The sequence below is a fragment of the Gluconacetobacter asukensis genome, from assembly GCF_014174375.1.
Taxonomy (GTDB): Bacteria; Pseudomonadota; Alphaproteobacteria; order Acetobacterales; family Acetobacteraceae; genus Gluconacetobacter; species Gluconacetobacter asukensis.
Map to the genome: position 1 here is coordinate 47,467 of NZ_JABEQE010000018.1, position 25,758 is coordinate 73,224.

The window sequence follows — 25,758 nt, forward strand, 5'->3', positions numbered from 1 at the left end:
CTCACAAATGATGTGCCCAGGTGCAGTCTAGTGCATCAATGACGCCTCCTCCAGATTTGTCGCCAGGACAGGGTTTTCGGAAAGGTTCGGACGATGGTCGATCCCGATGACGGGCATGACGGGCATGACGGGACCAGCATGGCGGCAATGGGGTGGGTCGGCAGCTGGATGGCGGCACAGCAGCCCGCCTGGGACGAGCATTTTCCATTTCCTGTCGGCCTGCCGTCCGTTCTGGAAAACGTCACGATCCGGCAGTTCGCGCGCCTAAGTCTGGGCGGGCGCCGCCTGCGCGTGGTGCTTTCCAATACCTTTGGCTCGGCCCCTGTGATAGTCGACACGGTATCGGTGGCGCGGGCACACGACCCCGACAGCGCGGTTGAGACAACTCCGCTTGTCGCGACGTTTGCCGGAGAGACTTCCGTGACCATCCCACCGGGAGCCGACAGGATCAGTGATCCCGTTGGCCTCCCGCTCTCCTCCCTCTCCACCGTAGCCATGTCGCTCTATCTCCCGGACACGGTTCGCCCGCAAAGCTTTCATTGGGACGGACGGAGTACTGCCCTGATCGGCGAGGGGCTACAGACAGATCGCCTCATATTTCCTGTGACCACCACGACGGAGACGAGATTTCTCCTGTCGCAGATTCTGATCGAAGCACCGGAACATCAGGGCTGTGTGGTCGCATTCGGGGATTCCATTACCGATGGCAATGGCGTTCCGGTAAATACCGAGACGCGCTGGCCCGATTTTCTGGCGGCACGTCTTCAGACAGACCGGGTTTCCGTTCTCAATGCGGGTATCTCGGGGAACCGTCTCTTACGTGACGGCATGGGCCAGTCCGGTCTGGCGCGCTTCGCGGGCGACGTCCTGTCGCATCCGGGTGTCAGGACGGTCATCGTCCTGCTCGGGATCAACGACATCGGAATGCCAGGTACGCCACTGGCACCCGACGATCCCGCTGTCAGCGCCGGTGAACTGATCGCGGGCTATCAGCAACTGATCACACAGGCGCACGATCATGGCATCCGCGTTATTGGCGCGACACTGCTGCCCTTCGAGGGAGCGTTACCGGATACGCCTTTTGCCGGGTTCTGGTCGCCCGCGAAGGAACTGGTGCGACAGGACGTCAATCACTGGATCCGGACCGCCCAGGCCTTCGATACGGTCGTGGATTTCGACCGCCTGCTGCGCGATCCCGATCGCCCTTTCCGGCTGCACCCCGTCTCTGACAGTGGTGACCACCTCCATCCCGGTCCGGAAGGCTATCGGCGTATGGCCGATGGAGTGCCCATGAGGGATCTCCTCTCAGAGTAAGAGGCCCATCAGTTCGGAAAATGTAAGATCAGAAAGGAGAGAGTCATGGAATATCGTCATCTGGGTCGGTCCGGCCTGAAAGTGCCCGTCCTGAGCTTTGGAGCAGGGACATTCGGTGGTACTGGCCCGCTGTTCAGCGCATGGGGTCAGACCGATGCCGCCGGGGCAACACGTCTTGTCGATATCTGTCTTGATGCAGGCGTGAACCTTTTCGATACCGCGGATGTCTATTCCAATGGCGCTTCTGAGGAAGTGCTGGGTGCCGCGATCCGGGGGCGGCGTGACCAGGTCCTGATCTCGACCAAGACGACGCTGCCGATGGGGGATGGTCCCTATGATGCCGGCTCATCCCGTTCACGTCTGCTGCGTGCGGTCGAGGCATCGCTGACGCGGCTGGGTACCGACTATCTCGACCTGCTGCAGCTCCATGCCTTTGACGCGGCAACCCCGGTGGAAGAAGTGCTTTCCACCCTGGATGATCTCGTTCATGCCGGGAAGGTCCGCTATATCGGCGTATCCAACTTTTCCGGCTGGCAGATCATGAAATCGCTGGCCGTGACCGATCATTATGGCTGGCAGCGCTATGTGGTCAATCAGGTCTATTACTCCCTGGTCGGCCGCGATTACGAATGGGAACTCATGCCGCTGGGTCTCGATCAGGGGCTTGGAGCCATGGTCTGGAGCCCGCTGGGCTGGGGACGTTTGACGGGCAAACTCAGACGCGGCCAGCCCCTGCCGAAAGATAGCCGTCTCAACCAGACCGCCGAGTTCGGGCCGCCCGTCAGCGATGACCTCCTGTTCCGCGTGCTGGACGTGCTGGAGGAAATTGCGGCGGAGACCGGACGGCTGGTGCCTCAGGTCGCCCTGAACTGGCTGACCCGGAGGCCGACCGTATCATCCGTCATCATCGGGGCGCGCAACGAGACGCAGCTTCGCCAGAACCTCGATGCCGTGGGCTGGACGCTGAGCGATGACCAGATGGCGCGCCTCAATGCCGCCAGCCTGACTGAAGCGGCCTATCCGTATTTCCCCTACCGGCGGCAGGAAGGCTTTGCGCGCCTGAATCCACCGATCGTCTGAACAGCAAAACAGGAGACAACACCAATGTCGCATACAGCACTTGTGGTTGGCGCCACCGGGATCGTGGGCCAGAACCTTGCCGCGCGGCTTGTGGCGGAAGGCTGGACCGTCTACGGCCTGGCCCGGCGGCCACGCCATGACATGGCGCCCGTCCTGCCCGTGGCGGCCGACCTGCTGGATCCTGAAACTCTACGGACCGCTCTGGCGGATATTCGTCCGAGCCATGTCTATTTCTGCTCGTGGATGCGCCATGCAACAGAAGAGGAGAATTGTCGCGTGAACAGCGCGATGGTGCGCAATGTCTTTGCCGCACTGGCCGAACCACAGGGGCTGCGCCACGCGGCGCTGACGACCGGGATGAAACATTATCTGGGGCCGTTTGAGTCCTATGCCAGCGGTGTCCCGCCGGAAACGCCCTTCCGGGAGGAGATGCCGCGTCTCCCGTTGCCCAATTTCTATTATGATCAGGAAGATGCTTTGTACGAAGCATCGGAGAAATACGGGTTTTCATGGAGTGTGCATCGGCCGCACACGATCATCGGTTACGCCATCGGCAATGCGATGAACATGGGGACGACGCTGGCGGTCTATGCGTCAATCTGTCGCGAGACGGGCCGGCCATTTGTCTTTCCGGGCTCGCCCGCGCAGTGGCACGGGCTGACCGACCTTACCGATGCGCGTCAACTGGCCAGCCAGTTGCTCTGGGCCGGGACGCGCGCCGAAGGCGGCAATCAGGCGTTCAACATCGTGAATGGTGATGTCTTCCGGTGGAAATGGTTGTGGCCCCGGCTTGCAGCATGGTTTGGTCTCGAGGCCGCCCCCTATCCGGGACAGGCCGGTTCTCTGGAAGCGATGCTGTCTGGTGACGAGGACCTATGGGCGGAGATCAGCCGTCGCCATGGTCTGAAGGAGACACAGATCGGGCGGCTCGCCTCGGCCTGGCATACCGATGCCGATCTGGGGCGCCCGGTGGAGTGTGTGACCGATATGAGCAAGAGCCGTCGGGCCGGATTTACGGCCTATCAGTATACGCCGGACTCGTTTTTTGACCTCTTCATGCGGCTTCGCGCGGAGAAGCTTATCCCCTGAGATGGAACGTCAGTCCGCCGGATCCCTGGCCGCGGCTGTAATCAGATGGTGCGTGGTTCCGAATTCCATAGCGGAACGAGGGTATCGATAAATGTCCGGACAGCGGCGGCACAGGTGCTGTGCCGCTCGTGACGGGCATATAGCCCGTACTGGACAGCCAGTGGAGCGGGAAGGCCATCGGCGGTCGAAAGACACCGCATGGACGCAGGTCGGAGACATTCAGGCCCCAGAAGAGCAACACCAAGGTTATTCTCTACGGCGGCCTGAATGGCGGCACTGCTCTGGCTGGTAAAAGTGATGCGGTAGTTCTGTTGCCGTTCTGTCAGCGCATCCAGCATGCGCTTCCGCCATAGACAGGGTTCGGCATACGTGATCATGGTCGCCAACACCATGGTAGCTTTCAATCCCGTGGACTGGAAAATCATCCGGCATGGGCATCCTGCCTGGAAGTCCGGTCATGTGCCCGGTGTGGATGGCGTAGGCCGGATTGTCGCGGTCGGGGCTGGCGTCACACTGCCTGTCGGACTACGTGTGGCCTATCATCAGGGGCTGGGAAGGGACGGAAGTTTCGCGCAGCGCACCGTGCTGAAGGCGGCCAGCGTCCTGCCGGTACCGGATGGACTGAGTGATGAACAGGCCGCCAGTGTGCCCTGTCCCGGCCTCACGGCATGGCAGGCGATCGGGAAGGTGCCCGCATTACCGGATCGCGATGTTCTGGTGACGGGCGCGGGAGGATCGGTTGCGCTTATTCTGGCGCAACTGGCCGTCAGACGGGGCTGGCGCGTCTGGGTGACGGCAGGGCCTGCTCACCATGAACATCTGCTGGGACTGGGGATAAGCGGTGCCTTTGATTATTGTGATGAGGCATGGCGCACAAAACTTGCCGCGGCACTTGGTCCACGGTGCCTGTTTGCGGCGTTCGACACCACCAGCGGGAGCTATGCCCGAACGCTGGCCGACCTGATTGGCTATAATGGCCATCTGGTCTGTATCCAGGACCGGATTGAAACCGCACCGCTTCCGGCGTTCACGACAGCATTGTCCCTTCATGAAGTCGCACTCAACTCCATTCATGAGTATGGAACAGCGGCAGACTGGTGCGACTGGCGCAGCGCAGGAACGGAGTTGCTGGAAGCCGTCCGGATCGGGGCTCTGGATCTTCAGCCCACGACCATGACCTCCTTTGAGGATCTGCCGCGTAACCTGTCATCTTTCATGCAGGGGAAGCTCAAAGGGAAAATTCTGGTGAACATCCCCGGTGATCAGAGCTGATCCCATGGGGGGATCGGCTGAAATGTTCTGACCAGCGCATCCACGCTTGCCCGTATCCGGGGGGAGAGCGTTCGGGATTTCGGCCACAGGACATGGATATCCATATCCTGTGGCGCGCTGGGAATGGGGATGGCTCTGAGTTTTTCGGCCTGCAGATCTGTCGCAACCAGCCATGTTGCAAGCCAGGCAAGGCCGCTTCCCGCTAACGCTGCGTCGCGGAGACCGTCGCCATGACTGATGATGTGACGGGGGCGGGGTGTAACCGCCTGCGCCAGGCCAGTGCCGGCGTCCGTCAGATGCCAAGGCAGCAACTGGCCGTTACGGGCAAACAGAAGGCAGTCGTGCCGGGCAAGATCGCCACTGGTCTCGGGGGTTCCCCTGCGATCAAGATAGTCAGGCGATGCACACAGAACGGATTGCTGCGTGGCCAGCCTGCGACCGCTCAGCGTGGCGCTGTTGCCGGGATGCCCCAGCCGGACGGCCATATCGATACCTTCCTCAACGAGATCGACATGGCGATCCGTGAAAGACAGATCGAGATCAAGTTCAGGATGCTGCTGCGCCAGTCCCAGGAGGACTGGTTGCACCCATAGTCGGCCGAACGTGACAGGCAGACTGACGCGCAGTCGTCCCGAAACGGTCTGCCTGCGGGAGGCGAGCGCCGCTTCCGTCGTTTCGATATCATCGATGACCCGACGGGCTGTTTCGTAATAGAGCCGCCCCTCCTCTGTCAGATTGAGGCTGCGTGTAGTCCGGTCGAGAAGGCGTGTGCCGAGCCGTTCTTCCAGGCGGCCAATCGTCTTGGCAATGGCGGATTTCGACAGTCCCAGCCTGGAGGCGGCCGCAGTGAAGCTTCCGCTCTCAACACTGGCGACAAAGGCTGCAAGGGCAGGAAGATCAGAATGCATCACAGGACAGACTCATTGACGAATTTCTGTCCGAAAATATGCGATGAAATGGCAGAATATGCGACCAATTGTTTTCAATATGATGGGTGATGACAACAGATCAGGAGAACCATCATGACAACCGAGACAATGAGGCAGTGGCAGCTGCCGTCCTTCGGCATATCCCATCTCGAACAGGTGACGCGTCCCGTTCCCCATCCCGGTCATGGCGAACTGCTTGTCAGGGTAGGAGCCGTATCCCTCAACTATCGTGACCGGCTCGTCGTTGAAGGCGAATTATTGCCGGAACGCCCTGCCATGCCTTTTATCCCCGTCTCTGATATGTGCGGTGAAGTTGTGGAAACTGACGAAAACACAAGATTTCGCGTCGGGGACCGGGTAATCGGCAATTTCTGGACGCAGTGGATCGACGGGGAACCCCCGGCCGCAATGGTGCGGCATGGTCTGTCTCTCGGCGGTCCCCTGCCGGGGATGCTGGCGGAGTATGTGGTGCTCCCGGACAGCGTTGCGGTACGGGCGCCGGATACGTTGTCTGACGAGGAAGCCAGTACCCTGCCTGTTGCCGGACTCACGGCATGGTTTGCGCTTGTGGAAACCGGTAATCTTCTGGCTGGGCAATCAGTCGTCGTCCAGGGGACCGGGGGTGTCTCGCTTTTCGGGATGCAGATTGCCAGGGCGCTGGGAGCGCGTGCCATCGTGACGTCCCGCTCGCGGCAGAAGCAGGATCGATTAAAAATACTCGGTGTGGAGGACACCGTCCTGATCGAAGGTGTTCATGACTGGTCTGGGGACGTTATCAGGCTCACGGACGGACATGGTGCTGATCAGATTCTCGAACTGATCGGGGGCAACAATATGCATCATTCGGTCAACGCATTGGCGAGCGGCGGCCGGATTGCCCAGATCGGGTTCCTGGGAGGTTCTGATGTGTCATTCAGCGCTGTACCGCTCATGCTGCGCCGAGGCATCATTCAGGGTATCACCGTTGGGCACCGGACGGCGCTCGAACGTTTAGTCTCTGCTGTTGATCGCTATCGTATCACGCCAATCATTGATCATATATATGGTTTTGACGACGTGCATGCTGCTTTTGCGCGCCTGGACGAAGGGCCATTCGGAAAGGTCGTGATCACTGTGCGTCCATGATCACGAGCCATTTTTCAAAATTTATCAATGTCAGCCCATCCGCTATCCCTCGAAAGGACAGCACGCCAGCCTCCGCCCAGCGCTTTATAGAGTGCGATGCTGGCCAGTGCTGTTTCTTGCCGGGTCGCAAAAGCCTGATCGTGGATTCTGTCCACCATGCTGTTTTGAACAAGAACTGATGACAGGGCAGTTTCCCCAGCGTGGAATTGCCGTTGCGCATGTGCGCATTTTTCCTGGGCTGCACGCAGTTCAACATTTACGGACGAGAGCCGACTTTCAGTATCCGCCACCGTGGCGAGCCGGTCCTCCACATCGCGTAGCGCGTTAAGCACGGCCTGCCGATATCCGAGCCATGCCGCATCACGTTGCAGGCGCGCCGCGTCGATCTGGGCTGTACGCCGGCCTCCTGCGTAGATCGTTTCGCCGGCGGTGACACCGAGCTGCCAGAGAAGGCTGGCGGTGGTGAACGCCTGATGCAGCGTGCTGGTGGTTACCCCGAAATCCAGCGGGATTGCGACTTTCGGGTAGAGGGAGGCGACTGCGACTCCGATCTCGGCATTGTCCCGCGCATAGCGAAATGTCGCGCTCTGGATATCCGGCCTGCGCGTCAGCACCTCGGATGGAAGTGAGGGTGGCCGTGCGGGCGGCATGGGGATGGAGAGGTCCGCGCGCGGCGTCAGTCGCATCGCTTCCGGTGCCGTCGCGGTCAGGATCGCCAGGGCGTCCTTCATGTGGGCGGCCTGCGCGATGAGGGGCGGCACAATCTGTTGCGCGGCCGCGAGGTCCGCCTCGGCCTGGTCGACATCGGCGCGGGCATGCGCACCGGCTGTCCATTTGTGTGTCAGGAGATCACGCTGCCGAATGGCAAGGGAGACGCGATGCTCCGCGACCTGCACCCGCGCCTCGGTCGCGCACCAGCTCACATAATCCGCGCCGACTTCCGCCAGAAGCCGCAGGCGGAACCCGTCGCGTTCGGCCGCCATTTCGGCCGCCGACGCGCGAGCGGCCTCCGTGCGGCGTCGCGTCATGCCGAACAGGTCCAGTTCCCACGAACCGTCAAAGCCGAGAGACCAGTAACGATAATCCCCGGCACTCGCTCTGGGGGGCCACTGGATGGTCTGCGACTGGCGTCGGTTCTCGGCGATGCCACCAATGCCAACAACGGGCGATGAGGCCGCCGCCTCGATCCTGATCTGCTCACGCGCGGCCTCGACACGTTTTTCCGCGGACGCAAGGTCATTGTTGCGCGTCAGCGCCTCGTGGATGAGCCGGCTCAACTGTGGATCGTGGAACCCCGCCCACCAGATTTCATCCGGAACCGGCTTGCTGGGAGTGCCGGGCTGGACCGCCCATTGTGATGGCGCATCGGTATGGGGCGGGACATAAGTCGGCCCGACGGTACATCCTGCGACGGCGACGAGTGCCAGGACCGAAACCGTGCGCCTCATTTTCATGATTGCTCCCCCGGTCGATCAGCGCCGGCCGGCGGCATGCAGGCAGCAATGACGCAGGTTACGACCAGCATGAGGCCCAGATCGGCCAGCAGCGTCGAAAACCCGATGACGACCGATTGGTGCCGCACGAGCGTGCCGCACACCGACCGGGCGCGGTGGTCCAGCAGCGCTGGATCGGGCGTTGTCCGGGGGAGGGCACCGGCCCCGTTCCATGCTGCGACCATGCGACGGTGCGGCTGGAGCCCGCTGCTGGTGAGCAGTTCGCCGTAGCGCCCCTCGGCCCGCAGCCGTAGCCCGGTCGCCGCCCATGCCGTTGCGACCGTGCCAGCGAGGCTGCGCGCGACGTTGAAGATGGCGGCGGCATAAAGCCCTTCGCTCGGCACCACGTCCCCCACGAAAAGCATCAGCAACGGCAGGAGGATCCACGGCAGGCCGATTCCCTGGAGGATTTGTCCGGCGAGGAAATTGCCGGGAATCCAGTCGCTCGTGACGTCGAGGTCGAGCAGGCAGGCCAGTGCGTTCAGGCCGAAACCCAGCACGAGGAAGGTCCGGGCTTCCGCCCATCCATAACGCAACGCCATGACGCAGACGGGGTAGGCAAGGGCCTGCGGCCAGAATACTGCGTCGAGCGCGGGAGCGATCTGCTCCGGTCGATAGGCGGGGATATCGGCGAGGAACGCGGGCACCAGACTGCCCGAAAGGACTGATGCGAATTGATAGGGAATGGCGATGAGCGCACCGAGCAGCGCATTGCGGCGGGTCAGCAATCGCGTCATCAGGATCGGATGGACCACCCGGCGTCCATCCAGCACCAGAACGCCGGTTAGCAGCGCGATGCCCGTGACGACGGCGAACAGGGTCAGCGGCGTCTCCGACCAGTGCAGCCGGTTTCCCTGACTGACGCCGCCGCCGAGCAGGATGGCACCCACCGAAAAGGCGAAGACCACACGCAGATCGGCGCGAGCAAATAACAGCCAGCGAATTCGCTCCCGCCACAGGCCGAGATATCCGCAGACGAACGCGATACCCCCCAATGGGATCGCGATCCAGAAGATTGCCGGCGTGCCCCAGCGGGTCACCAGCCAGACGTCCAGAGGTGCTGCGGCCTGCGGCGCCATCGTCGCCGCCGAGGAATAGAGCGCGATCGCCAGCGCGCGCCATGTCGGCGGGAAGGTCCGCAACTCGGTGATGATGGCGAGCGGCACGATGATTCCGGCGGCGAAACCCATGCCCGCGCGTGCCAGGATCATCATCGTCAGGTCATGCGTCACCGCCGCGATGGCGGAGGCGATCACGAACAGGAGGATCGCAGGCAGCATGACCCGGCGCAGGGAGAAGATGACGGCCAGCCAGCATCCCAGAGCGACACCGACCGGCTCGAATGCCAGGTAGCTCGCGGCAAGCCATGAGCCCTGATCCGGCCCGATCCCCAGCACACCCTCGATATCGGGAAGGGAGAGCGCGAAGAACCGCGTCGACATCATGACCATCCAGGCCGCACAGACACCGCAGGTTCCCGTGAGGATCCGTCCTCGCATTTCAGGTGTCACCGATCGCCTCCCGGTGTGCCCGTATCGGTTCGCACCGAGACGAGTGACGACATGCCAGGCCGCAGGAGATCGACGCCTTCCTGACTTGGCTCGAGGACGATCTTGACCGGGAAGCGTTGGACGATATGGGTGAAGTTGCCGGTGGCGTTGTCGGGCGGTAACAGGGCTGTCTCGGCACCCGACACTGGCCCGATACTATCCACATGCCCACGAAAAGTCCGGCCGGGAAAAGCGTCGACCGTGATCGACGCGGCCTGACCGCCCCGCATATGCGTCAGTTGCACCTCGCGGAAATTCGCGACGATCCAGACATCCGGCAGCGGCGCGACCCGCGCGACCTGGGTGCCGAGCCCGACATATTCGCCGACATAGACCATCCGTGCGGTCAGTTGACCGGAGACAGGGCTGGTGATCCGTGTGTAGCCGAGGTCGATCGCAGCGAGATCACGCGAGGCCCTGGCCGCCTCAACGGCCGCTCGCGCCTGCGCGAGCCTGGCCCGCAGGACATCCTGCATGTGCCGCGCCGCGTCCAGAAGAGCGGCGTCGCGGTCCCGTGCCGCCGATAACCGGGCCAGATCGGCGTCGGCGACTTCGAGATCGCGATGCGACGTGCTGCCGTCGGTAATAAGATCATGTTGCCGCCGTCGCTCCAGGCGTCGCTGCGTGACATCGGCTTCGGCCATGCGCAACGTGGCGTCCGCTGCCGAAACCTGCGATGTCTGCAGGACGATTTGCCGCTGGACGACCTCCAGTGCCGCTTCGGCTTCGTGGAATGTGGCGTCTTTCTCCGCCAGACCGGCATGATAATCGTCGTCCCGGATTGCGATCAGCGTCTGCCCGGTGGAAACCCGTGCGTTGTCGGCGACCGGAACCTCCGTGACGTATCCGGCAACGTGGGCGGAGAGCACGACCGTATCCGCATGCACGAACGCGTCGTTCGTGGTTTCGCAGCGCAGGCAGGTTGCTATGGCATCGCCATGCAGAAGCATCAGGGTGGCGAGGATCGCCCCGGATGCGACGAGGATCAGGCCCAGCGCCATGATCCGACCCCGCCCGGCGGGCAGAATGAGCTTCATCAGCCTGAACGGAAACAGTCGTGCGAAATGTGTGTCGCTCATGCCGGAAAAGCGGTCAGGACTTATTGTTCCGGCGTTCCGGCGAAAACCTCGCCAGCGATCTGCAACGCGGCCAGGGCAGCCGGAACGCCGGCGATGATTCCTGTCTGCACGCAGATATCGGCGATCTCCCGGCGTGTCAGGCCGGCGCGCAGGGCCGACCCGATGCGCAGACGCAGCACGCCTGCTGCCGTGGCGCCACGTGCCGCGCAGGAGGCGATCATCACCGCTTCCCGCAACCGGGCATCCAGCCGCGTTTGGCCGTAGACGTCGGCGAACTCCCATTCCATGACGAAGCGGCCCAGTTCGGGGGCAGTCGTTGCAAGTGAATCCAGGAAAGCGGAGACCGGTACGCCGGTGATCTCCTCGAAGGCGCGCTTGCCCTCTGTGAAGCGTTCGTCTGCCATGTTGTCTGTCTCCGATGATCGTTGGATCGGTTGGAAGGCCGTCGTTGCGGTGTATTGTACTAATGACCGCACGGTAACTAAGATGCAGATTTCATCTGTCGCTCGTCAAGCGTATTTGCCGGTCGGTCATCTGTTTCGTTAGAATGGTCTCATAGCAGTGGGGGGACACAGCCAGAATGGCAGCGGAAAACAGATCAGCTTCGTCGAAACAAAAGCGGCGTCGCCTCGATCCGGAAGATCGCGAACGTGAGATCATCGACGGCGCCGTCGCGTTCTTCGCGGAGGTCGGATTCGATGGGGGGCTGCGCGATCTGGCGAAGAGGCTTGGAATCACGCACCAGAACCTGTTCCGCTATTTCCCGACCAAAGAGGTACTGATCGACCGGGTCTATGAGGAAGTTTATCTAGGCCGCTGGCAGGTTGAATGGGAGGTGCTGCTCGCTGACCGCACCATCGCCCTCGAGCAGCGGCTCATGCAGTTCTACCGATCATATCTTCAGGCGATCTTCCGCTACGACTGGGTAAGGATCTTCGTTTTTGCCGGCCTGAAGGGCGTTGGCATTACCCAGCGCTATCTGGAACTGGTCCAGGCAAGGGTCGTGGAGCCACTGGCACGGGAACTGCGGGCGGCGACCGGTCTTCCCGACACGAGCGAGGTTCCTCTGTTGCCGGAGGAAACCGAACTGGCCTGGGGGCTGCACGGCGAACTGTTTTATCTGGCGGTTCGCCGTTGGGTCTACGAGATGAAAGTCCCCGACGACCTGGATATGGTCGTCAGGGTCGCGGTGGTGAAGTTTCTTTCCGGAGCGCCAAGTGCCATGCGGTTGCTCCATGAAGGCACTCTCAGAACGCCAGCACCCCAGCCTGGGCGACGCGCTCGTCCTGTTCGCCGGAACCCCCGCTGATTCCGATCGCGCCGACGATCTGCTCGCCACGCCGGAGTGGTACGCCGCCCGCGAAGATCATCACGCGCCCGTTGTTCGAGGTGTGAATGCCAAAGAACGGGCCGCCTGGCTGACTGTGCTCGGCTAGGTCGGCCGTGCTCATGTCGAATGCACGGGCCGTAAATGCCTTGTTGATCGCGATGTCGATCGCACCGATCCGGGCACCGTCCATACGAGCATGCGCGACGAGGTGGCCGCCGGCATCGACGACGGCGATGTTCATTGGCTGTCCGATCGCCTGGGCTTCGGCTTCGGCGGTCGCAATGACGCGTCTGGCGTCTTCGAGGGAGCAGGTCATGAGCACCTCCATAAGTGACCGATCGGTAAATAAAGAAATAGGAGGCCTCCGTCAAGCTCGGCAGAGTTCGTATCGTGGTCGATTTAGGCGTCGTGGTCGCATGGGGGAGGAATAATTGCATGCGATAACAGAATGTTATTCGGATAGTGCTGCCAGTAACGCGTCGCGGGCGAAAGCCACTCTTGGCTGCCGGAGCGCGGTGCGCGCCCACACCAGGTGGAATGCGTTGCGCGGAGTGGTCTTCGGCGCCGCGATTTCCCGGAGGGTGCCGGCCTGCTGCTGCTCCTGCGTCAGATAGTCCGGCATGACCGACCAGCCGATACCCGCAATAAGCATCGCGCGCAGCACGCGCATATCCGGCGCGGTCGCGACAGGCGGTCGATCGACGGCAAGATCGTTCGCACTCAGCCATGTGCGGAGCAGCGGACGTTCGAGATCATAGGCGATATGGGGCACCCGGCGCAGCCCGTCTTCCAGGCCGAGATCCTGGATGCGGTCGGCGATTGCGGGGATGGCCACGGCTTGGAGGGTCTCTGTCCCGAGTGGGATCCAGTCCAGGCGCGGGTCTTCCGGTACGGACGCCGTCAGTCCGAGATGGACCGCGTCCGACAGTAGCCAGCCATACAGGGCGTCTCGACCCCCGATATGCAGTCGCAGGTCCAGTCCCGCTTCGATCAGCGGGGCGAGGCGCGGGGCAACATATTCGGCCAGATACTCTGCCGGAGCCGCCAGATGCAGCGTTCCGGTGAGATCGGCCGACCGCGCTTTTGCTGTCGCCAATGCCGTCTCGGCCCGGTCGAGGCCATCACCAATTGCCACCGCCAGGTCGTCAGCAGCGGGTGTTGGGCGTACGCCTCGGGCGTGACGGACGAACAGCGCTCGCCCCAGTTGAGCTTCCAGTGACCCGATATGCTGCGAGACAGCAGGCTGCGTCAGCGACAATGCCCGCGCCGCTTCGCTGATCGAACGACATCTATGGACTTCGATAAAGGTGCGCAGATGGAGGAGTGACATTGATCACCCATAACAGAAATTATGGACGACCAGCGAATAGCTTTGATGTTGTGATGGGCTACTCTGACTTAAGCTATTGCATTCATTCAGGAGAAAACGGTCATGCGAAGTCGCCGACAACTGATTCTGGGCGCGGGTGCTGCCTGTCTCGTGGGTAGCGGGGCGTGCGCCGCTTCAGCCCGGCGGCATGACGCGAGGGGGAAACATGGAGGCAAAACACAGATGAAAATCCTTATGATTGCGACGTCTGCGGATCGACTGGGGCAGGCTGGTCGCGCGACAGGGGTATGGCTCGAAGAACTGACGACGCCGTTCTATGCCTTCCAGGATGCGGGTGCTGAAGTTACGCTCGCCTCCATCGCAGGGGGCACCGTGCCGATCGACACGCGCAGCGTGAAAGAGGCCGGCCAGAATGAGGCGTCAGTGGATCGCTATCTGGCGGATCCGGCATTTCGGCAGACAGTCGCCTCAACGCCGAAATTCACGACGATTGATGCGGATGGCTTCGACGCGGTGTTTCTTCCCGGAGGCCACGGGACGATGACGGACTATCCCGAGAATCATGCGCTCGCACATCTGATCGAACAGTTCGACCGGAGTGGCCGGATTGTCTCCGCTGTTTGCCATGGTCCGGCTGGTCTGCTTACGGCTCGAAAGCCTGATGGGACACCGTTTGTTGCCGGCCGCCGTGTCAGTGCCTTCGCCGACAGTGAGGAGCGAGCTGTCGGGTTGGAGGATACGGTACCGTTTCTGCTCGAAGACCGTTTGCGTTCATTAGGCGCCGTCTACGAACAGGGGCCTGACTTTGCATCGTTCGCCATATCGGACGGTAACCTCCTCACCGGTCAAAATCCGGCCTCGGCCGCGCGCGTCGCGGTTTTAGTGATGGAACGACTCAAGGCGTGAGAAAACGATCATGACACAACCAGTCGCTCTGATCGCCGGCGCAAACGGCATCATAGGCAACGCCACGGCACAGGAACTGCGACGTCAGGGCTGGAAAGTCCGGACGCTGGGACGGCATGCGGTCGCGGGCTTTGACTCCTTGACCGTCGACCTGACGGACGCCGCGTCCACGCGAGAGGCGCTGGGCCGCGCGGCGGATACGACGCATCTGTTCTACGCCTCGCTGTCGCCCGACCCGGACCTCGCGACCGAAGCGAACCGTAATGCTGGGATGCTGCGTCATCTGCTTGATGGACTTGAGGTCGCCAACGCGCCTCTCCGGCGCGTCGTGATCTACCAGGGCTTCAAGATCTATGGCATCCATCTGGGTGCTGCGGTCCGCACACCCGCGCGGGAGAGCGATCCGCCGCACATGCCGCCGAACCTGTATATGGCGCAAGAAGACGTTCTGCGGAGGTATGCCGAACGCGCTTCGTGGGACTACGTCGCCCTGCGTCCGGACGTGGTGGTCGGCGAGGTGATCGGCAATCCGATGAATATTGCCCTCGTCACCGGGGTTTTCGCTGAAATCTCGCGGGCTCTTGGCATTCCGCTGCGTTTCCCCGGCACCGAGCGCGCCTATCGCCAGCTCGTCCAGTTTACGGATGCCGGGCTGCTGGCCCGTGCTAGTCACTGGGCGGCGATCACGCCACAGGCGGGGGGAGAAGCGTTCAATGTCACGAACGGCGATGTCTTCCGCTGGGAGCGGATGTGGGAGGATGTCGGATCGCATCTCGGTCTCGCAATCGCATCGCCGGTGCCCCTGACACTCACGCGGCATATGGCTGACAAGGGACCGTTATGGCGGGAACTTGCTGAGCGGCATGGATTGGTCGAGCCAGATCTCGCCCGGCTTGTGGGATGGGGCTTCGGAGACTTTATTTTCCATACCGAAACCGACGTCATCTCGGATGTGAACAAAATCCATCGTTTCGGTTTTTCTGAGCGAATGGACTCTACGGCATCCCTGCTCGGTGCGCTCGCCCGGCTACAGGACCGGAAGGCGCTGCCGGCAGTCATGGATTGATAAAGCACGATTTAGACCGTCTCTTTTGTGATCTTGCATAATGCACATTTCCGGACCTTCGGCAGTTCATGACGTCAGACAAAGTATTCACCAGCGCACGGAGAAAGGACCGTCGTCAGAAAAGTAGTCTCACGGCCCATGGGCTTCGATATATCGGGCGAAGCTCCGGGCGCAGGGATTTTCATTGTCGGGTCGCCAGACAATCCCGAACTCCAGATGGGAGGAACCGCCAGCGTCGCGGATTTCCATGATCGTGACGTCATGCCCATGCTGGTCGCGGATTAGTGGCAACCATGAAGCGGGAAGCAGGGCGATGCCTTCGTAATTCTGGACGAGCGCGACGATCCTGTTGCTGCCGATATCATGACGCCGGATCTTCGGGTCGATATCTGTGTCCCCGAGCTTGCGCTGGATGAGCGTCTCGAAGTCCTGACCAGCGTTGTCTCGTCCGATCAGGAATATTTCATGACGCAGGTCCGCCCAGGACACTTCCGGTTGTGTCGCGAGAGGATGACCGGTGGGGAGTGCGGCTACGATGCGGTCGCTCCACAGAGGCGTGACCCGTAACGCAGGGACCAGATTGCGGCGGGTGACGACCGCGAAATCGATCTGCCCGTGCTGGAGGCGACGCAAAAGCCTTTTGCCTGTGCCCTCGGAATAACGAAAGACGATATCGGGATATGTGGTGCGGAACTCCGCTGTGAAGGCGGAAAGTCTTCCAGGCAGGACGCAGGTCTGGATGCCGAGGGAGATCTGGCCATTCTCGCCCTTGCCCGTTCGCTGTGCGCGGGCGTTCATGTCGGCCACATTGTCCAGGATCGTCTGGGTCCAGCAGATGAATTCCTGGCCGAACGCAGTTGGTGCGGCACCGACCGGGGAGCGGGTGAACAGCCTGACATCAAGCTGCTCCTCCAGGTTGTGCAGGGAGCGGCTGACGGCTGACTGCCGGGTGTTCAGGAAACGCGCCGCGCCGTGGATACTGCCGTGCTCGGCGATTGCCCGCACGCATAGGAGTTGCCACAGATCGAAGGGCGGGCGGCGCATGACCCGTCACACCGTCTTGCCACGGCGCGGCCTGATGACCGTGTAGACCGAGGGCAGCACGAACAGCGTCATGCTCGTGCCGACGATCATGCCGACGACGATTACCGTTCCCAGTCCGAAACGGCTGTTCGCGCCCGCACCCGTAGCGATGACCAGGGGCGCAAGCCCCACGACCATTGCTGCTGTGGTCATGATGATCGGTCGGAAACGGATCGCGGCTGCCGTCTCGATTGCTGTCCTGCGGTCCACATTGTCACGATGAAGGATCTCGTTTGCGAACTCGACCATCAGGATTCCATGCTTGCTGACCAGCCCGATCAGCGTAATGAGTCCGATTTCGGTATAGATATTTAAGGTCGTCACACCGAGAGCGAGCGGAATAAGGGCGCCGAACACGGATAACGGCACACTGACAAGGATGATGACCGGGTCGGTGAAGCTGTTGTACTGAACCGACAGGACGAGATAGATCGCAATCAGTGCGAAAAGGAATGCAAAAATCAGAGCGCTTCCTTCCTGTACATACTGTCGTGAATCAGACTGCCAGTCATAGCTGTAGCCGGGCGGGAACTCCGCCGCCTTTGCCTTCAGGAAGCTCACGGCGTCACCCATCGTCACGCCTTTGGCGAGAATGGCCTGAAACGTGGCCGAGTTCTGCTGGCCGAACTGGGGCAGGCGGTTGGGTTCGACATCGACCCGCACGCTGGCCAGGGCCAACAGCGGTACCTGATGGCCGTTCTGGTCGCGCATATAATAGGTCTTCAGCGCGTCCGGCGTCAGGCGGGATAAGGGAACGGCTTGCGGGATCACGTCATAAGACCGGCCATAATAGCCAAAGCGATTGACGTAGTTTTCCCCGATGAGCGTATTCAGCGCGTTGCCGATCCGCTCCATACGGATCCCGAGCGCATTGGCTTTGGTCCGATCGACCGTGACCCGGACAACCGGATTATCGAAAGCAAGGTCGCTATCGACCACGGCAAACAGACCGCTTTTAGAGGCTTCGTCCCGCAGGTGTGACATGACGCCGAAGACGTTGCGATAGCTGTCATCACTGCGGACGACCATCTGAACTGGCAGGCCGCCGGTTGAACCCGGTAGTGCCCCCATCTGGAACACGAAGACGCTGGTCCCCTGGATGGAAGCAACACGCTGTTGCAGGTCCATCTGGATCTGATCGGCGTTACGCCTGCGCTTGCCCCAGTCGTCGAGATTGACCCCGCCGACGCTGTTGGCGATCCCGTCAATTCCGTTCATCTGCCAATGGCTATGGCCTTCCGGGATTTCAGACATCTTCTCGTAAAGTGTCTGGGCGTAGGTCTCGACATAATGAAGATTGGCATATTGCGGAGCCTTGACGGCCGTATAGACAATGTCCTGGTCCTCATTGGGTGCCAGTTCGCTCTGCGAGACATGCAGCATGGCCGGAATAAGGAGGAAGATTACCGCCGCCGTGCCGAGCGGAACCCAGCGATGCCGCAGCGAAAAATCGAGCACGGTTTCATAGCGCGCAGTCATGAAGCCGAAGACACGCTCGGCCATCCGTTCCATGAAGCCTTCCTTCTCTTTCGCTTTGAGCAATTTTGCGCTCATGAGCGGCGACAGGGTGAGTGCGACGACACCGGAGACGATGACGGACCCGGCCAGCGTGAGCGCGAATTCCCGGAACAGCGTGCCCGTCAGTCCGCCCATGAAAGCGATCGGGGCGTAAACCGCTGTAAGTGTGAGGGTCATCGCGACAACAGGGCCTGCCACCTCACGCGCCCCGAGTAACGCGGCGTCGAAGGGGGATTTGCCCTCTTCGATATGGCGATGGACGTTCTCGATCACGACGATGGCGTCATCGACCACGAGCCCAATCGACAGCACCATCGCCAGCAAGGTGAGCAAATTCAGGCTGAACCCGAAGGTGTACATCAGCCCGACCGCGCCAAGCATCGAGAGGGGTATGGTGGCGATCGGCACGATCACCGCCCGCACGGTACCGAGTGAGAGGTAAATCACAAGAATGACGATGAGCAGCGCCTCGATGAAGGTCTCGGTCACTTCATCGATCGACGCCTGAATGAAATGCGCGGTCTCGTAAGGGACGCGGACATCAATGCCCGGCGGAAGAGTCGCCTTGAGTTTGGGCATGATCTCGTTGAGACGCGAGATGATCGTCAGCGGGTTGCCTGTCGGCGACGGTTCCAGCCCCACGAAGATCGAAGGGCGGGGCGTCGGTTTGCCATTCGGCGGTCGAAGCGTGCTGGTCTGCGAACTGGTGTCCGTATTGTCCGGCCCCAGTTCCGCGCGCCCGATGTCCTGCACCCGGATAACCCGGCCACCGGTCGAGCGCAGCACCATATCACGGAATTCCTCGACCGTTTTCAGATCCGTGTTGAGGTTGATATTGCTGATCGTATAAACGCCACGTATCCGGCCGGGTGCGGCCTGGAAATTGTTTTCCCGGATAGCCCGTGCCACGTCCTCGCCCGTCATGTCGTTGGCGGCCAGTTTCTCGGGATCGAGCCAGAGGCGCATCGAAAGGCGCTGCTCTCCGAAATAACTGATTTCGGATACGCCCTCTATGCCCGAGAGCATCGGTGCCGCGACGCGGTGGATATAATCCGAGATTTCGTAGAGAGGCCGCGTTGTGCTGGCAAAACCGATATAGGCGACTGCGGTAAAGCCGCCCGAGGTGCGTTTGATGACCGGATCATAGGTGCCTTCCGGCAACCGGTATTTGACGGCGTTCACCTTGGACATCACGTCGGTCAGGGCGCGCATGGAATCATAATTCAGCATCATGCGCACCGTCACCACGCTGAGGCCCTGCGTGGTGGTGGAGGAAAGATAATCGATGCCCTCGACGGACGCGACGGCCTCGCTGATCGGCTGGGTCACGAAGCCCTGCATGAGGTCCGATGATGCCCCCGGATAGCGGGTCGAGATCAGGATCGTGGAGGTTTCGAGGGTCGGATATTGACGTGTTGCGATGGAATTGAAGCCTTTGATCCCGAAGAGAATAATCAGGATCGTCACGACGATCGCGAGGACAGGCCGCCGAAGGAAGCGATCAGTAAAACTCATTGTGCCAGCTCCCGCAGGCCGGCGAGAGGCAGGACTTCCGGAATCTCGCGCACCTTCATGCCGGTGACGAGGCGGTTCTGACCACTGGTGACGACGCGGTCATCCGGCTTCACCCCGTCGTCGATGACCACCCATCCGTTACGGCGGTCGCCCGCGCGTACAGCCGTCGCCGTGACGGTCGGACCATCGGTGGATGGCTGCTCGACGAAAAGCGTCTCTCCGTAGGCGGTATAGGTGACGGCGGTTTCCGGGACCACGAGGTGTGGCGCCACCTTCGCGGCAATGGAGACATGGGCGTAGGTGCCAGGATGGAGATCCGCCGGCGGCGCATCGAGCAGGGCCTGAATGGAGAGCGTATGCGAACCGTCGATGCGCGGGTCGATTGTGGTGACCGTGGCGGTGAAATCCTGCCCCGGCGTCGTGTCGAATGTCAGGTGGACGGTGTGCCCGAGCTGCACGCTGGCTGCGTTCTCCTCTGCGAGGATGAAATTCACCCGCATCCGGGCGTAGGACGTCAGCGTGGCGATGGCATCACCCGGATTCAGATACTGGCCGAGATTGATCTGTCTGATCCCAATGGCGCCGTCGAAGGGCGCGCGGATATGCTTCTGGTCGATCACCGCCTGCACTCTGGCGACATTGCCTTTCGCTGCTTCGAAGCGCGCCGTGGCTGTCTCCAGATCCTCGTGGCTCTCCACTCCGGTGCGGATGAGAGAACGGGCACGGGCCAGATCGGCCTCGGCCGCCCGCAATTCGCCGCTCTGGCGGATCAGCTCGCCCTGTTCCGGTGCGTCATTGAGGGCCAGGAGCAGCTGGCCTTTCCGGACGATCGCCCCGGAATCGAAATCCAGTTCAGTGATCCGGCCGGCGATTTCAGGGGAGAGCGTTACCCCCTGGAACGGCTCGACCTGACCGATCGTCTCGATATGGGCGGCGAAAGGGATGGGTCTGACCGGCCAGACGGATACCGCCGTTGCCGGAGTGTCCGCAGTCCTGCCGGCGGCGGGCAGGGACATCAGCACCGCGAGAGCGGTGGCATGGTGCCAGGGGACGAAGAAGCGTCGCACAGATATCTCCCGAGGTTATTGTTATACGCGGATATACGTACCTAGAGGGCTGGAAAGTCCGGACATTGGAGGCCGAACGTGCATCAGATGCCGGTCATCGCGCCGCGAGCCGGACGGATCGCCACGGATCGGGTGTGACGTGGGGGGCGGCGAGTCCACCGCCGGTCGCCACCATGATCCGCACCGTCTGACGGAACATCTCGGTCTGTGCCCGCACTGTGTTCTGGCGCGCGAGCAGAACGAGCCGTCGGGCGTTGATCGGCTGAAGGATGGTCTCCCGGCCCGCCTGATAACCGGCCTGGCTCAAGGTCAGCGCGTCATCGGCCGAGGTCAGGGCCTGTCGCTGGTTATCCAGTTCCGTCGAGGCGTTCTTCAGGCCGTTCAGGCCATCGGCGACTTCGCGGAAGCCGTTGATGACCACCAACTGGTAATGATCGAACGCGATCCGGTAGTCCTCTTCCGCCTGTTTTTTCCGGGCCATGAGGGTTCCCCCATGGAACAGCGGCAGAGCAGCCCCTCCGATCAGGCGCCACGCCGCACCGGCGGGGCCGCCCATCAGCCCCTCGGCGGCGACGGCCGCGCTGAGGGTCAATCGGGGATAGAGGTCGGCGGTCCGGACGCCGATTTCGGCATTCGCCGCGCGCATCATGGCTTCGGCGCCGATGATGTCCGGGCGGGCATGAACGAGTTCGGATGGCACCACCACAGGGATGTCCGACGGAAGGCTGAAATCCGCGAGGGCCAAGGTCGGTGCGGTCCAGTTGGCGGGCGAATGGCCGGTCAGGACGGCCAGCGCCGTTCGCGCGGCTTCATGGGCATTGACCAGCGGTGGCAGGAGAGACTGGTCGTGCGCCAGTTGTGCTTCGGCGGTCACGACATCCAGCCGGGGCCTCCTGCCCGCCTGCCAGGCGAGTGTCGCCAACTGGAGCGTTTCCCGGTCGGTGTCGATCACGCCCCGGATCGCGGTGATCTGGTCTGCTGTCGAGGCCGCTTCAAAGGCGGTCAGGACCGTGTCGCCGACCACCAGCAGCATCGTGACATCACGGCGTTCCCGTTCGGCATCTTTCTGTGCGCCGGCCATCTGCACCAGACGGTGCTTGCCACCAAAAATATCGGGGTCATAGGAAACGTCGAGACCGGCCGAGTAGGCGGAGAAGGCCGGGAAGGTCCACGCCCAGGGACCGAACAGGGCGGCCCCGTATTCCTGCCGCCCCTCGGTACCGGTGGCGTCGATCTGTGGCATCAGGCTGCCTTGGGCAGCATGGAGTCCCTCGGCCGCCTTGCGCAGGTTGGCCTGGGCTGCCTGGATCGACCAGTTGTTCCGGAGTGTCTCTGTGACGAGGGCGTCCAGCCGAGGCGAGCGAAAGAGACGCCACCAGTCGGAACCCGGCTTTCCGGCAGCTTGCTTCGTGGAGTTGGCCGAAGCGATGGTCGCTGTTTCCGACCGGGTTTCGCCGAATGTTGCGGCATCCGGTGGCTGGGGAGCCTTGTAGGTCGGGCCGACTGTGCAGCCTGTGAGGCCCGGCACCAGGACAACGAGAATCAGCCGGGCCGCGCGTGATGCGGCGGCGACCCGCTTTGGTCTCTGGGTAGGGGGCAGGAATTTGGGTGGCAAGGCGGCCTCCGGTCGTCATGAACGAGTCTCATTAATACGAATATAGACGTACATACGAATTAAAGGCCAGCCTTATCGAGACACAGGCTCATGACAGGGTGTCCGGAAGCAGGGTTTTCTTGACCCGATCCCATGATACGCGTACCAATCCACGCATGATCGCACGTCATCCGAAACGCGAGGATATCCGGCTCGACGCCGTGCTGACGGCGTTGGGTAATCCCATCCGCCTGGCTGCGGTACGGACGATTGCCGTGGGGGGCGAACATCCCTGCTGCGATGTGCTGCCGCAGATTCCGAAATCCACCATGACGCATCATTGGCGCGCGTTACGTGACAGCGGTGTGGTCTGGCAGCGCCATATCGGTCGGGAATACCGGCTTGAACTGCGGCGCGAGGATCTGGACAGTCGGTTTCCCGGTCTGCTGGACTCCATTCTTGGTCCGCTTGTCAGCGATCCGCTGACGCAGGAGACGATCGCCGAATACGACCGCTCCCGCCAGGGCGCGCCTGCCTGACGGAAGCGCGGGCGGGACGGCCTTTGCTCACGGAGTGCTGGAGCCGGAAGGGGGGATGACGCATCCCGTGCTGTCGCAGGTCATACCGGTGGTAGGATTCTCGGACACTGTTTTACGTGCCTCGTTCCATGACTGGCGCAGGGCGGCCAGCAATTGTGCTTTCGGCTGAGCGCCTGAAAGAGCGTAGGCGCCGTCGAAGACAAAGAAGGGCACTCCATGAACGCCCGCCTGTGACGCACGGGTTTCATCACGCCTGACATCTTCGGCGAAGTCGCTGCCCGTCAGCGTAGCGCGCACGGCGTCGCCATCAAGACCGACATCCTGCGCAAGGCCGACAAGTATGTCATGGTCGGCGAGGGGGGAGTTGTCGGTGAAATAGGCCCGGAACAGCCGCTCCGTCATGTCCGCGCCGCGTTCGTGCTGTTCGGCGAATTTGGTCAGTCGGTGTGCGTCGAAGGTGTTGGTGTAGCGGACCGAGGCATAGCGCATGTCGAGACCGCATCGCTCGCCCATGGACGTGATGTGGTCGATCCTGGCCCGGGCGTCGCTCCGGCTTTTGCCGTATTTCCGCATGATGCGGTCGAGTGTTGTGGTGGTCACTGCCGGACCCGAGGTCGGATCGAGTTCGAAGGCCCGGAAGACGATCTCGACTTCGCGGGCATGTTCGAATTCGGCCAGGGCGGCTTCGAGAAACCGCTTGCCGATATAACAGTAGGGGCAGGCATAGTCGGACCAGATTTCGAGTTTCATGACAGCCTCCATGACGCTTGCGATCAATACGTATGTATTCGTATCATGGTCTCTATCAAGCCTGCGGTCACGTCGCTGTGACCGGGTACGGGCGATACAGGAGGAGCAGCCATCATGATGACATCCCGCGTCCCGCTGGAATTTGCGACCGGCCCCGATCCGGTGGCTACCATCATTCTCATTCACGGACTTGGAGCCAGCGGCGAGACGTTCCGGCCCGTGGCGCAGGCGCTGGATCTGAGCGCAGTTGGTGCCGTGCGTTTTGTCCTGCCCAATGCACCGGTCAGGTCGGTTTCCGTCTGTGGGGGCGAGCGGATGCCGGCCTGGTATGATCTGCTGGACCAGAATTTCGTGGCGCGGGAGGATGAGGCCGGACTGAAGGAAGCAGCGGCGTATTTCACGCAACTGATCGATCAGGAAATCGAGCGGGGAATGGTGCCGGAGCGCATTGTGATTGGCGGGTTTTCGCAGGGCGGCGCAATGTCGCTGATGACCGGCCTGCGCTATTCGTGTCCTTTGGCCGGGATCGCCGATCTGTCGGGTTATCTGCCCCTGGCACCCGCAACCGGCCGGGAACGTACTGCCGCAAGCCGCGCCACACCGATCTTCATGGGACATGGAACACGGGACGGCATTGTTCCGCTGGCCCTTGCTGACGCAGCGCGCCGTCATCTAGCTGGCTGGGGATATGACATAACCTGGCGGACCTATCCCATGGATCATACAATCATCGAGGCCGAAATCCGGGATCTGAACATCTGGCTGTCTGACGTGTTGAAGCCGACGACCCTCTGAGAAAGGACGCGTTCCATGATCGATCTTTTCTACTGGCCGACCCCGAACGGTCACAAGATCACGCTGTTTCTGGAAGAAGCGGGGCTGGATTACACTATTCATCCTGTTGATATCAGTGCGGGGGATCAGTTCCGGCCGGAATTTCTGGCCATTTCTCCCAATAACCGCATGCCCGCGATCATTGACCGGAACCCAAAAGACGGCGGTGAGGCCATCAGCATTTTTGAATCAGGGGCAATCCTCCTCTACCTCGCAGAAAAAACGGGTCGGTTTCTGCCTGAGGATATCCGGGGCCGCACGGCAGTCACCGAATGGCTGTTCTGGCAGGTCGGCGGTCTGGGACCGATGGCGGGGCAGAACCATCATTTCGGACAGTATGCGCCGGAGAAAATTCCCTACGCCATCACACGCTATGTTAACGAAACCAACCGTCTGTATGGCGTGATGGACCGGCGTCTGGCGCGGGTGCCATTCCTCGGCGGTGCCGATTACAGCATTGCGGATATGGCCAGCTATCCATGGGTCGTGCCGTGGCAGCGCCAGCAGCAGAACCTTGAGGAGTTTCCGAACCTGAAGCGCTGGTTTGAAAACATTGCCGCGCGCCCGGCAACGATACGGGCCTACGAAAAAGGGAAAGACCTGTCGGCGCGGCCCAGCGTGACGGAAGAGGGGAAGAAAATCCTATTCGGTCAGACAGCCCGATCCATCACCCGGTAAGATGGGACGATCAGCGGTCGAAAACCGTCCTGACCATGGCGCAGCAGGTCAACCGGTCTGATCGATATAATGCCCCAGCATACTCTATTCGGAAATTCAAGGCGTGCCCGTGAGTGATCCTGTCACGAATGCAAGGGCCACGGCATTGGTCAGGGCCTGGGCATGACTCTGCGCATAGGCTGCCTGAGCCTGTCGTAGCGCGCTGGCCGTACTCGATGCATCGGTCACCCGGCCAGATGGCACATTCGGCTTCGAGGAGTTTCGGCGCGATCCGGAAGATGAAGGACGTTGGACGCCCGTCAGCTACTACTCAGTTGTAAACTATAACACGCGCGAACAGACCATGCAGGCCGCCCGCCGGGCAATAGCATGGTTGGGGTGATCCGCGAGGCGCTTTGTCCTGCAAGCATGGACTGCTTTGCCGGGATATCTGAACCGGCCTGTCAGCGGCCTGCTGGGTAGGCATTTGCTCCGAATCATATGCGGTTGCGCGACCGCGTGAGCGTCTAGAGGGTGTTATGTACTTTCGTGCGTGATTGGTTCAGTAATGCTGAATGACGCAAGTTCGGAAGCCGTATCCCTCTGACGTATCAGACGAAGAATGGTCGTTGGTTGTC

Annotated in this window: 24 protein-coding genes; 11 read left to right on the forward strand and 13 right to left on the reverse strand. The window is 61.6% G+C overall.

What is annotated here, in order from left to right; genetic code table 11:
- The first annotated feature begins 93 nt into the window (after positions 1-93).
- The 3 genes from HLH35_RS16350 to HLH35_RS16360 are packed head-to-tail and all read left to right on the forward strand — an operon-like array spanning position 94 to position 3,483.
- The gene (locus tag HLH35_RS16350) at positions 94-1,314 is read left to right on the forward strand and encodes an SGNH/GDSL hydrolase family protein (protein ID WP_182980163.1); all 1,221 of its coding nucleotides are present in this window, start codon (positions 94-96) and stop codon (positions 1,312-1,314) included.
- 45 nt (positions 1,315-1,359) lie between these two features.
- On the forward strand, positions 1,360-2,394 hold the full coding sequence (locus HLH35_RS16355; protein WP_182980164.1) for an aldo/keto reductase: 1,035 nt from the start codon (positions 1,360-1,362) through the stop codon (positions 2,392-2,394).
- A gap of 24 nt (positions 2,395-2,418) precedes the next feature.
- On the forward strand, positions 2,419-3,483 hold the full coding sequence (locus tag HLH35_RS16360) for an SDR family oxidoreductase (RefSeq protein WP_182980165.1): 1,065 nt from the start codon (positions 2,419-2,421) through the stop codon (positions 3,481-3,483).
- A gap of 41 nt (positions 3,484-3,524) precedes the next feature.
- On the opposite strand, the gene HLH35_RS16365 is transcribed toward HLH35_RS16360, so the two are convergent.
- Positions 3,525-3,821, reverse strand: a complete 297-nt coding sequence (locus HLH35_RS16365; protein WP_246385165.1) for a LysR substrate-binding domain-containing protein — start codon at positions 3,819-3,821, stop codon at positions 3,525-3,527.
- A gap of 37 nt (positions 3,822-3,858) precedes the next feature.
- On the opposite strand from HLH35_RS16365, the gene HLH35_RS16370 reads away from it, so the two are divergent.
- Positions 3,859-4,755, forward strand: a complete 897-nt coding sequence (locus HLH35_RS16370) for a zinc-binding dehydrogenase (RefSeq protein ID WP_246385166.1) — start codon at positions 3,859-3,861, stop codon at positions 4,753-4,755.
- Here HLH35_RS16370 and HLH35_RS16375 read toward each other — a convergent pair.
- Positions 4,746-5,663 (reverse strand): LysR substrate-binding domain-containing protein, encoded by a 918-nt coding sequence (locus HLH35_RS16375; RefSeq protein WP_182980166.1) that lies wholly within the window; start codon positions 5,661-5,663, stop codon positions 4,746-4,748. The genes HLH35_RS16370 and HLH35_RS16375 overlap by 10 nt on opposite strands.
- Positions 5,664-5,777: 114 nt before the next feature.
- Between HLH35_RS16375 and HLH35_RS16380 the strand changes: the two genes are divergently transcribed.
- The gene (locus HLH35_RS16380; RefSeq protein ID WP_182980167.1) at positions 5,778-6,809 is read left to right on the forward strand and encodes a zinc-dependent alcohol dehydrogenase family protein; all 1,032 of its coding nucleotides are present in this window, start codon (positions 5,778-5,780) and stop codon (positions 6,807-6,809) included.
- 14 nt (positions 6,810-6,823) lie between these two features.
- Here HLH35_RS16380 and HLH35_RS16385 read toward each other — a convergent pair whose 3' ends face one another.
- The 4 genes from HLH35_RS16385 to HLH35_RS16400 are packed head-to-tail and all read right to left on the reverse strand — an operon-like array spanning position 6,824 to position 11,335.
- Positions 6,824-8,263, reverse strand: a complete 1,440-nt coding sequence (locus HLH35_RS16385; protein ID WP_182980168.1) for an efflux transporter outer membrane subunit — start codon at positions 8,261-8,263, stop codon at positions 6,824-6,826.
- Positions 8,260-9,801, reverse strand: a complete 1,542-nt coding sequence (locus HLH35_RS16390; protein WP_220790733.1) for an MFS transporter — start codon at positions 9,799-9,801, stop codon at positions 8,260-8,262. The genes HLH35_RS16385 and HLH35_RS16390 overlap by 4 nt, the downstream gene beginning before the upstream one ends.
- Before the next feature lie 8 nt (positions 9,802-9,809).
- A complete protein-coding gene (locus tag HLH35_RS16395; RefSeq protein ID WP_246385168.1) occupies positions 9,810-10,931 on the reverse strand; it encodes an HlyD family secretion protein in 1,122 nt (373 codons plus the stop codon).
- 20 nt (positions 10,932-10,951) lie between these two features.
- Entirely contained in the window at positions 10,952-11,335 is a 384-nt protein-coding gene (locus HLH35_RS16400; RefSeq protein WP_182980170.1) for a carboxymuconolactone decarboxylase family protein, read from the reverse strand.
- Between the two features lie 176 nt (positions 11,336-11,511).
- Here HLH35_RS16400 and HLH35_RS16405 point away from each other — a divergent pair, with 176 nt between their 5' ends.
- Positions 11,512-12,240: a TetR/AcrR family transcriptional regulator gene (locus HLH35_RS16405; protein ID WP_182980171.1), complete on the forward strand. Its 729-nt coding sequence runs from the start codon at positions 11,512-11,514 to the stop codon at positions 12,238-12,240.
- Here HLH35_RS16405 and HLH35_RS16410 read toward each other — a convergent pair.
- Both HLH35_RS16410 and HLH35_RS16415 read right to left on the reverse strand, forming a co-directional pair.
- On the reverse strand, positions 12,179-12,577 hold the full coding sequence (locus HLH35_RS16410; RefSeq protein WP_220790730.1) for a GlcG/HbpS family heme-binding protein: 399 nt from the start codon (positions 12,575-12,577) through the stop codon (positions 12,179-12,181). The two genes, HLH35_RS16405 and HLH35_RS16410, sit on opposite strands and share 62 nt — an antisense overlap.
- 135 nt (positions 12,578-12,712) lie before the next feature.
- Positions 12,713-13,591, reverse strand: a complete 879-nt coding sequence (locus tag HLH35_RS16415) for a LysR family transcriptional regulator (RefSeq protein ID WP_182980173.1) — start codon at positions 13,589-13,591, stop codon at positions 12,713-12,715.
- Between the two features lie 222 nt (positions 13,592-13,813).
- On the opposite strand from HLH35_RS16415, the gene HLH35_RS16420 reads away from it, so the two are divergent.
- Positions 13,814-14,497 carry a type 1 glutamine amidotransferase domain-containing protein gene (locus HLH35_RS16420; protein ID WP_246385169.1) on the forward strand — a complete coding sequence of 228 codons (684 nt, stop codon included), beginning with the start codon at positions 13,814-13,816 and terminating at the stop codon, positions 14,495-14,497.
- Between the two features lie 10 nt (positions 14,498-14,507).
- Entirely contained in the window at positions 14,508-15,563 is a 1,056-nt protein-coding gene (locus tag HLH35_RS16425) for an SDR family oxidoreductase (protein ID WP_182980174.1), read from the forward strand.
- A 129-nt stretch (positions 15,564-15,692) separates the two neighbouring features.
- Here the strand turns inward: HLH35_RS16425 and HLH35_RS16430 are convergent, their stop codons facing one another.
- The 4 genes from HLH35_RS16430 to HLH35_RS16445 form a co-directional block, all read right to left on the reverse strand.
- Complete coding sequence (locus tag HLH35_RS16430; RefSeq protein WP_182980175.1) at positions 15,693-16,607, reverse strand: LysR family transcriptional regulator; 915 nt, start codon at positions 16,605-16,607, stop codon at positions 15,693-15,695.
- 6 nt (positions 16,608-16,613) lie between these two features.
- Entirely contained in the window at positions 16,614-19,679 is a 3,066-nt protein-coding gene (locus HLH35_RS16435) for an efflux RND transporter permease subunit (RefSeq protein ID WP_182980176.1), read from the reverse strand.
- Entirely contained in the window at positions 19,676-20,746 is a 1,071-nt protein-coding gene (locus tag HLH35_RS16440; RefSeq protein ID WP_338029379.1) for an efflux RND transporter periplasmic adaptor subunit, read from the reverse strand. The genes HLH35_RS16435 and HLH35_RS16440 overlap by 4 nt, the downstream gene beginning before the upstream one ends.
- A 94-nt stretch (positions 20,747-20,840) precedes the next feature.
- Positions 20,841-22,361, reverse strand: a complete 1,521-nt coding sequence (locus HLH35_RS16445) for an efflux transporter outer membrane subunit (RefSeq protein WP_182980177.1) — start codon at positions 22,359-22,361, stop codon at positions 20,841-20,843.
- A gap of 119 nt (positions 22,362-22,480) precedes the next feature.
- Between HLH35_RS16445 and HLH35_RS16450 the strand changes: the two genes are divergently transcribed.
- Complete coding sequence (locus HLH35_RS16450) at positions 22,481-22,879, forward strand: ArsR/SmtB family transcription factor (protein ID WP_246385170.1); 399 nt, start codon at positions 22,481-22,483, stop codon at positions 22,877-22,879.
- 27 nt (positions 22,880-22,906) lie between these two features.
- Here HLH35_RS16450 and HLH35_RS16455 read toward each other — a convergent pair whose 3' ends face one another.
- Complete coding sequence (locus HLH35_RS16455) at positions 22,907-23,629, reverse strand: DsbA family oxidoreductase (RefSeq protein WP_182980178.1); 723 nt, start codon at positions 23,627-23,629, stop codon at positions 22,907-22,909.
- Between the two features lie 114 nt (positions 23,630-23,743).
- Between HLH35_RS16455 and HLH35_RS16460 the strand changes: the two genes are divergently transcribed.
- Complete coding sequence (locus tag HLH35_RS16460) at positions 23,744-24,424, forward strand: alpha/beta hydrolase (RefSeq protein WP_246385171.1); 681 nt, start codon at positions 23,744-23,746, stop codon at positions 24,422-24,424.
- A 15-nt stretch (positions 24,425-24,439) separates the two neighbouring features.
- On the forward strand, positions 24,440-25,141 hold the full coding sequence (locus HLH35_RS16465) for a glutathione S-transferase N-terminal domain-containing protein (protein WP_034926515.1): 702 nt from the start codon (positions 24,440-24,442) through the stop codon (positions 25,139-25,141).
- Positions 25,142-25,758: the final 617 nt, after the last annotated feature.

Coding starts and splice junctions, on each gene's coding strand:
- HLH35_RS16350 (WP_182980163.1), top strand. CDS start 94: ATGGTCGATCCCGATGACGGGCATGACGGGCATGACGGGACCAGCATG.
- HLH35_RS16355 (WP_182980164.1), top strand. CDS start 1,360: ATGGAATATCGTCATCTGGGTCGGTCCGGCCTGAAAGTGCCCGTCCTG.
- HLH35_RS16360 (WP_182980165.1), top strand. CDS start 2,419: ATGTCGCATACAGCACTTGTGGTTGGCGCCACCGGGATCGTGGGCCAG.
- HLH35_RS16365 (WP_246385165.1), bottom strand. CDS start 3,821: ATGCTGGATGCGCTGACAGAACGGCAACAGAACTACCGCATCACTTTT.
- HLH35_RS16370 (WP_246385166.1), top strand. CDS start 3,859: ATGGTCGCCAACACCATGGTAGCTTTCAATCCCGTGGACTGGAAAATC.
- HLH35_RS16375 (WP_182980166.1), bottom strand. CDS start 5,663: ATGCATTCTGATCTTCCTGCCCTTGCAGCCTTTGTCGCCAGTGTTGAG.
- HLH35_RS16380 (WP_182980167.1), top strand. CDS start 5,778: ATGACAACCGAGACAATGAGGCAGTGGCAGCTGCCGTCCTTCGGCATA.
- HLH35_RS16385 (WP_182980168.1), bottom strand. CDS start 8,263: ATGAAAATGAGGCGCACGGTTTCGGTCCTGGCACTCGTCGCCGTCGCA.
- HLH35_RS16390 (WP_220790733.1), bottom strand. CDS start 9,801: ATGCGAGGACGGATCCTCACGGGAACCTGCGGTGTCTGTGCGGCCTGG.
- HLH35_RS16395 (WP_246385168.1), bottom strand. CDS start 10,931: ATGAGCGACACACATTTCGCACGACTGTTTCCGTTCAGGCTGATGAAG.
- HLH35_RS16400 (WP_182980170.1), bottom strand. CDS start 11,335: ATGGCAGACGAACGCTTCACAGAGGGCAAGCGCGCCTTCGAGGAGATC.
- HLH35_RS16405 (WP_182980171.1), top strand. CDS start 11,512: ATGGCAGCGGAAAACAGATCAGCTTCGTCGAAACAAAAGCGGCGTCGC.
- HLH35_RS16410 (WP_220790730.1), bottom strand. CDS start 12,577: ATGACCTGCTCCCTCGAAGACGCCAGACGCGTCATTGCGACCGCCGAA.
- HLH35_RS16415 (WP_182980173.1), bottom strand. CDS start 13,591: ATGTCACTCCTCCATCTGCGCACCTTTATCGAAGTCCATAGATGTCGT.
- HLH35_RS16420 (WP_246385169.1), top strand. CDS start 13,814: ATGAAAATCCTTATGATTGCGACGTCTGCGGATCGACTGGGGCAGGCT.
- HLH35_RS16425 (WP_182980174.1), top strand. CDS start 14,508: ATGACACAACCAGTCGCTCTGATCGCCGGCGCAAACGGCATCATAGGC.
- HLH35_RS16430 (WP_182980175.1), bottom strand. CDS start 16,607: ATGCGCCGCCCGCCCTTCGATCTGTGGCAACTCCTATGCGTGCGGGCA.
- HLH35_RS16435 (WP_182980176.1), bottom strand. CDS start 19,679: ATGAGTTTTACTGATCGCTTCCTTCGGCGGCCTGTCCTCGCGATCGTC.
- HLH35_RS16455 (WP_182980178.1), bottom strand. CDS start 23,629: ATGAAACTCGAAATCTGGTCCGACTATGCCTGCCCCTACTGTTATATC.
- HLH35_RS16460 (WP_246385171.1), top strand. CDS start 23,744: ATGATGACATCCCGCGTCCCGCTGGAATTTGCGACCGGCCCCGATCCG.
- HLH35_RS16465 (WP_034926515.1), top strand. CDS start 24,440: ATGATCGATCTTTTCTACTGGCCGACCCCGAACGGTCACAAGATCACG.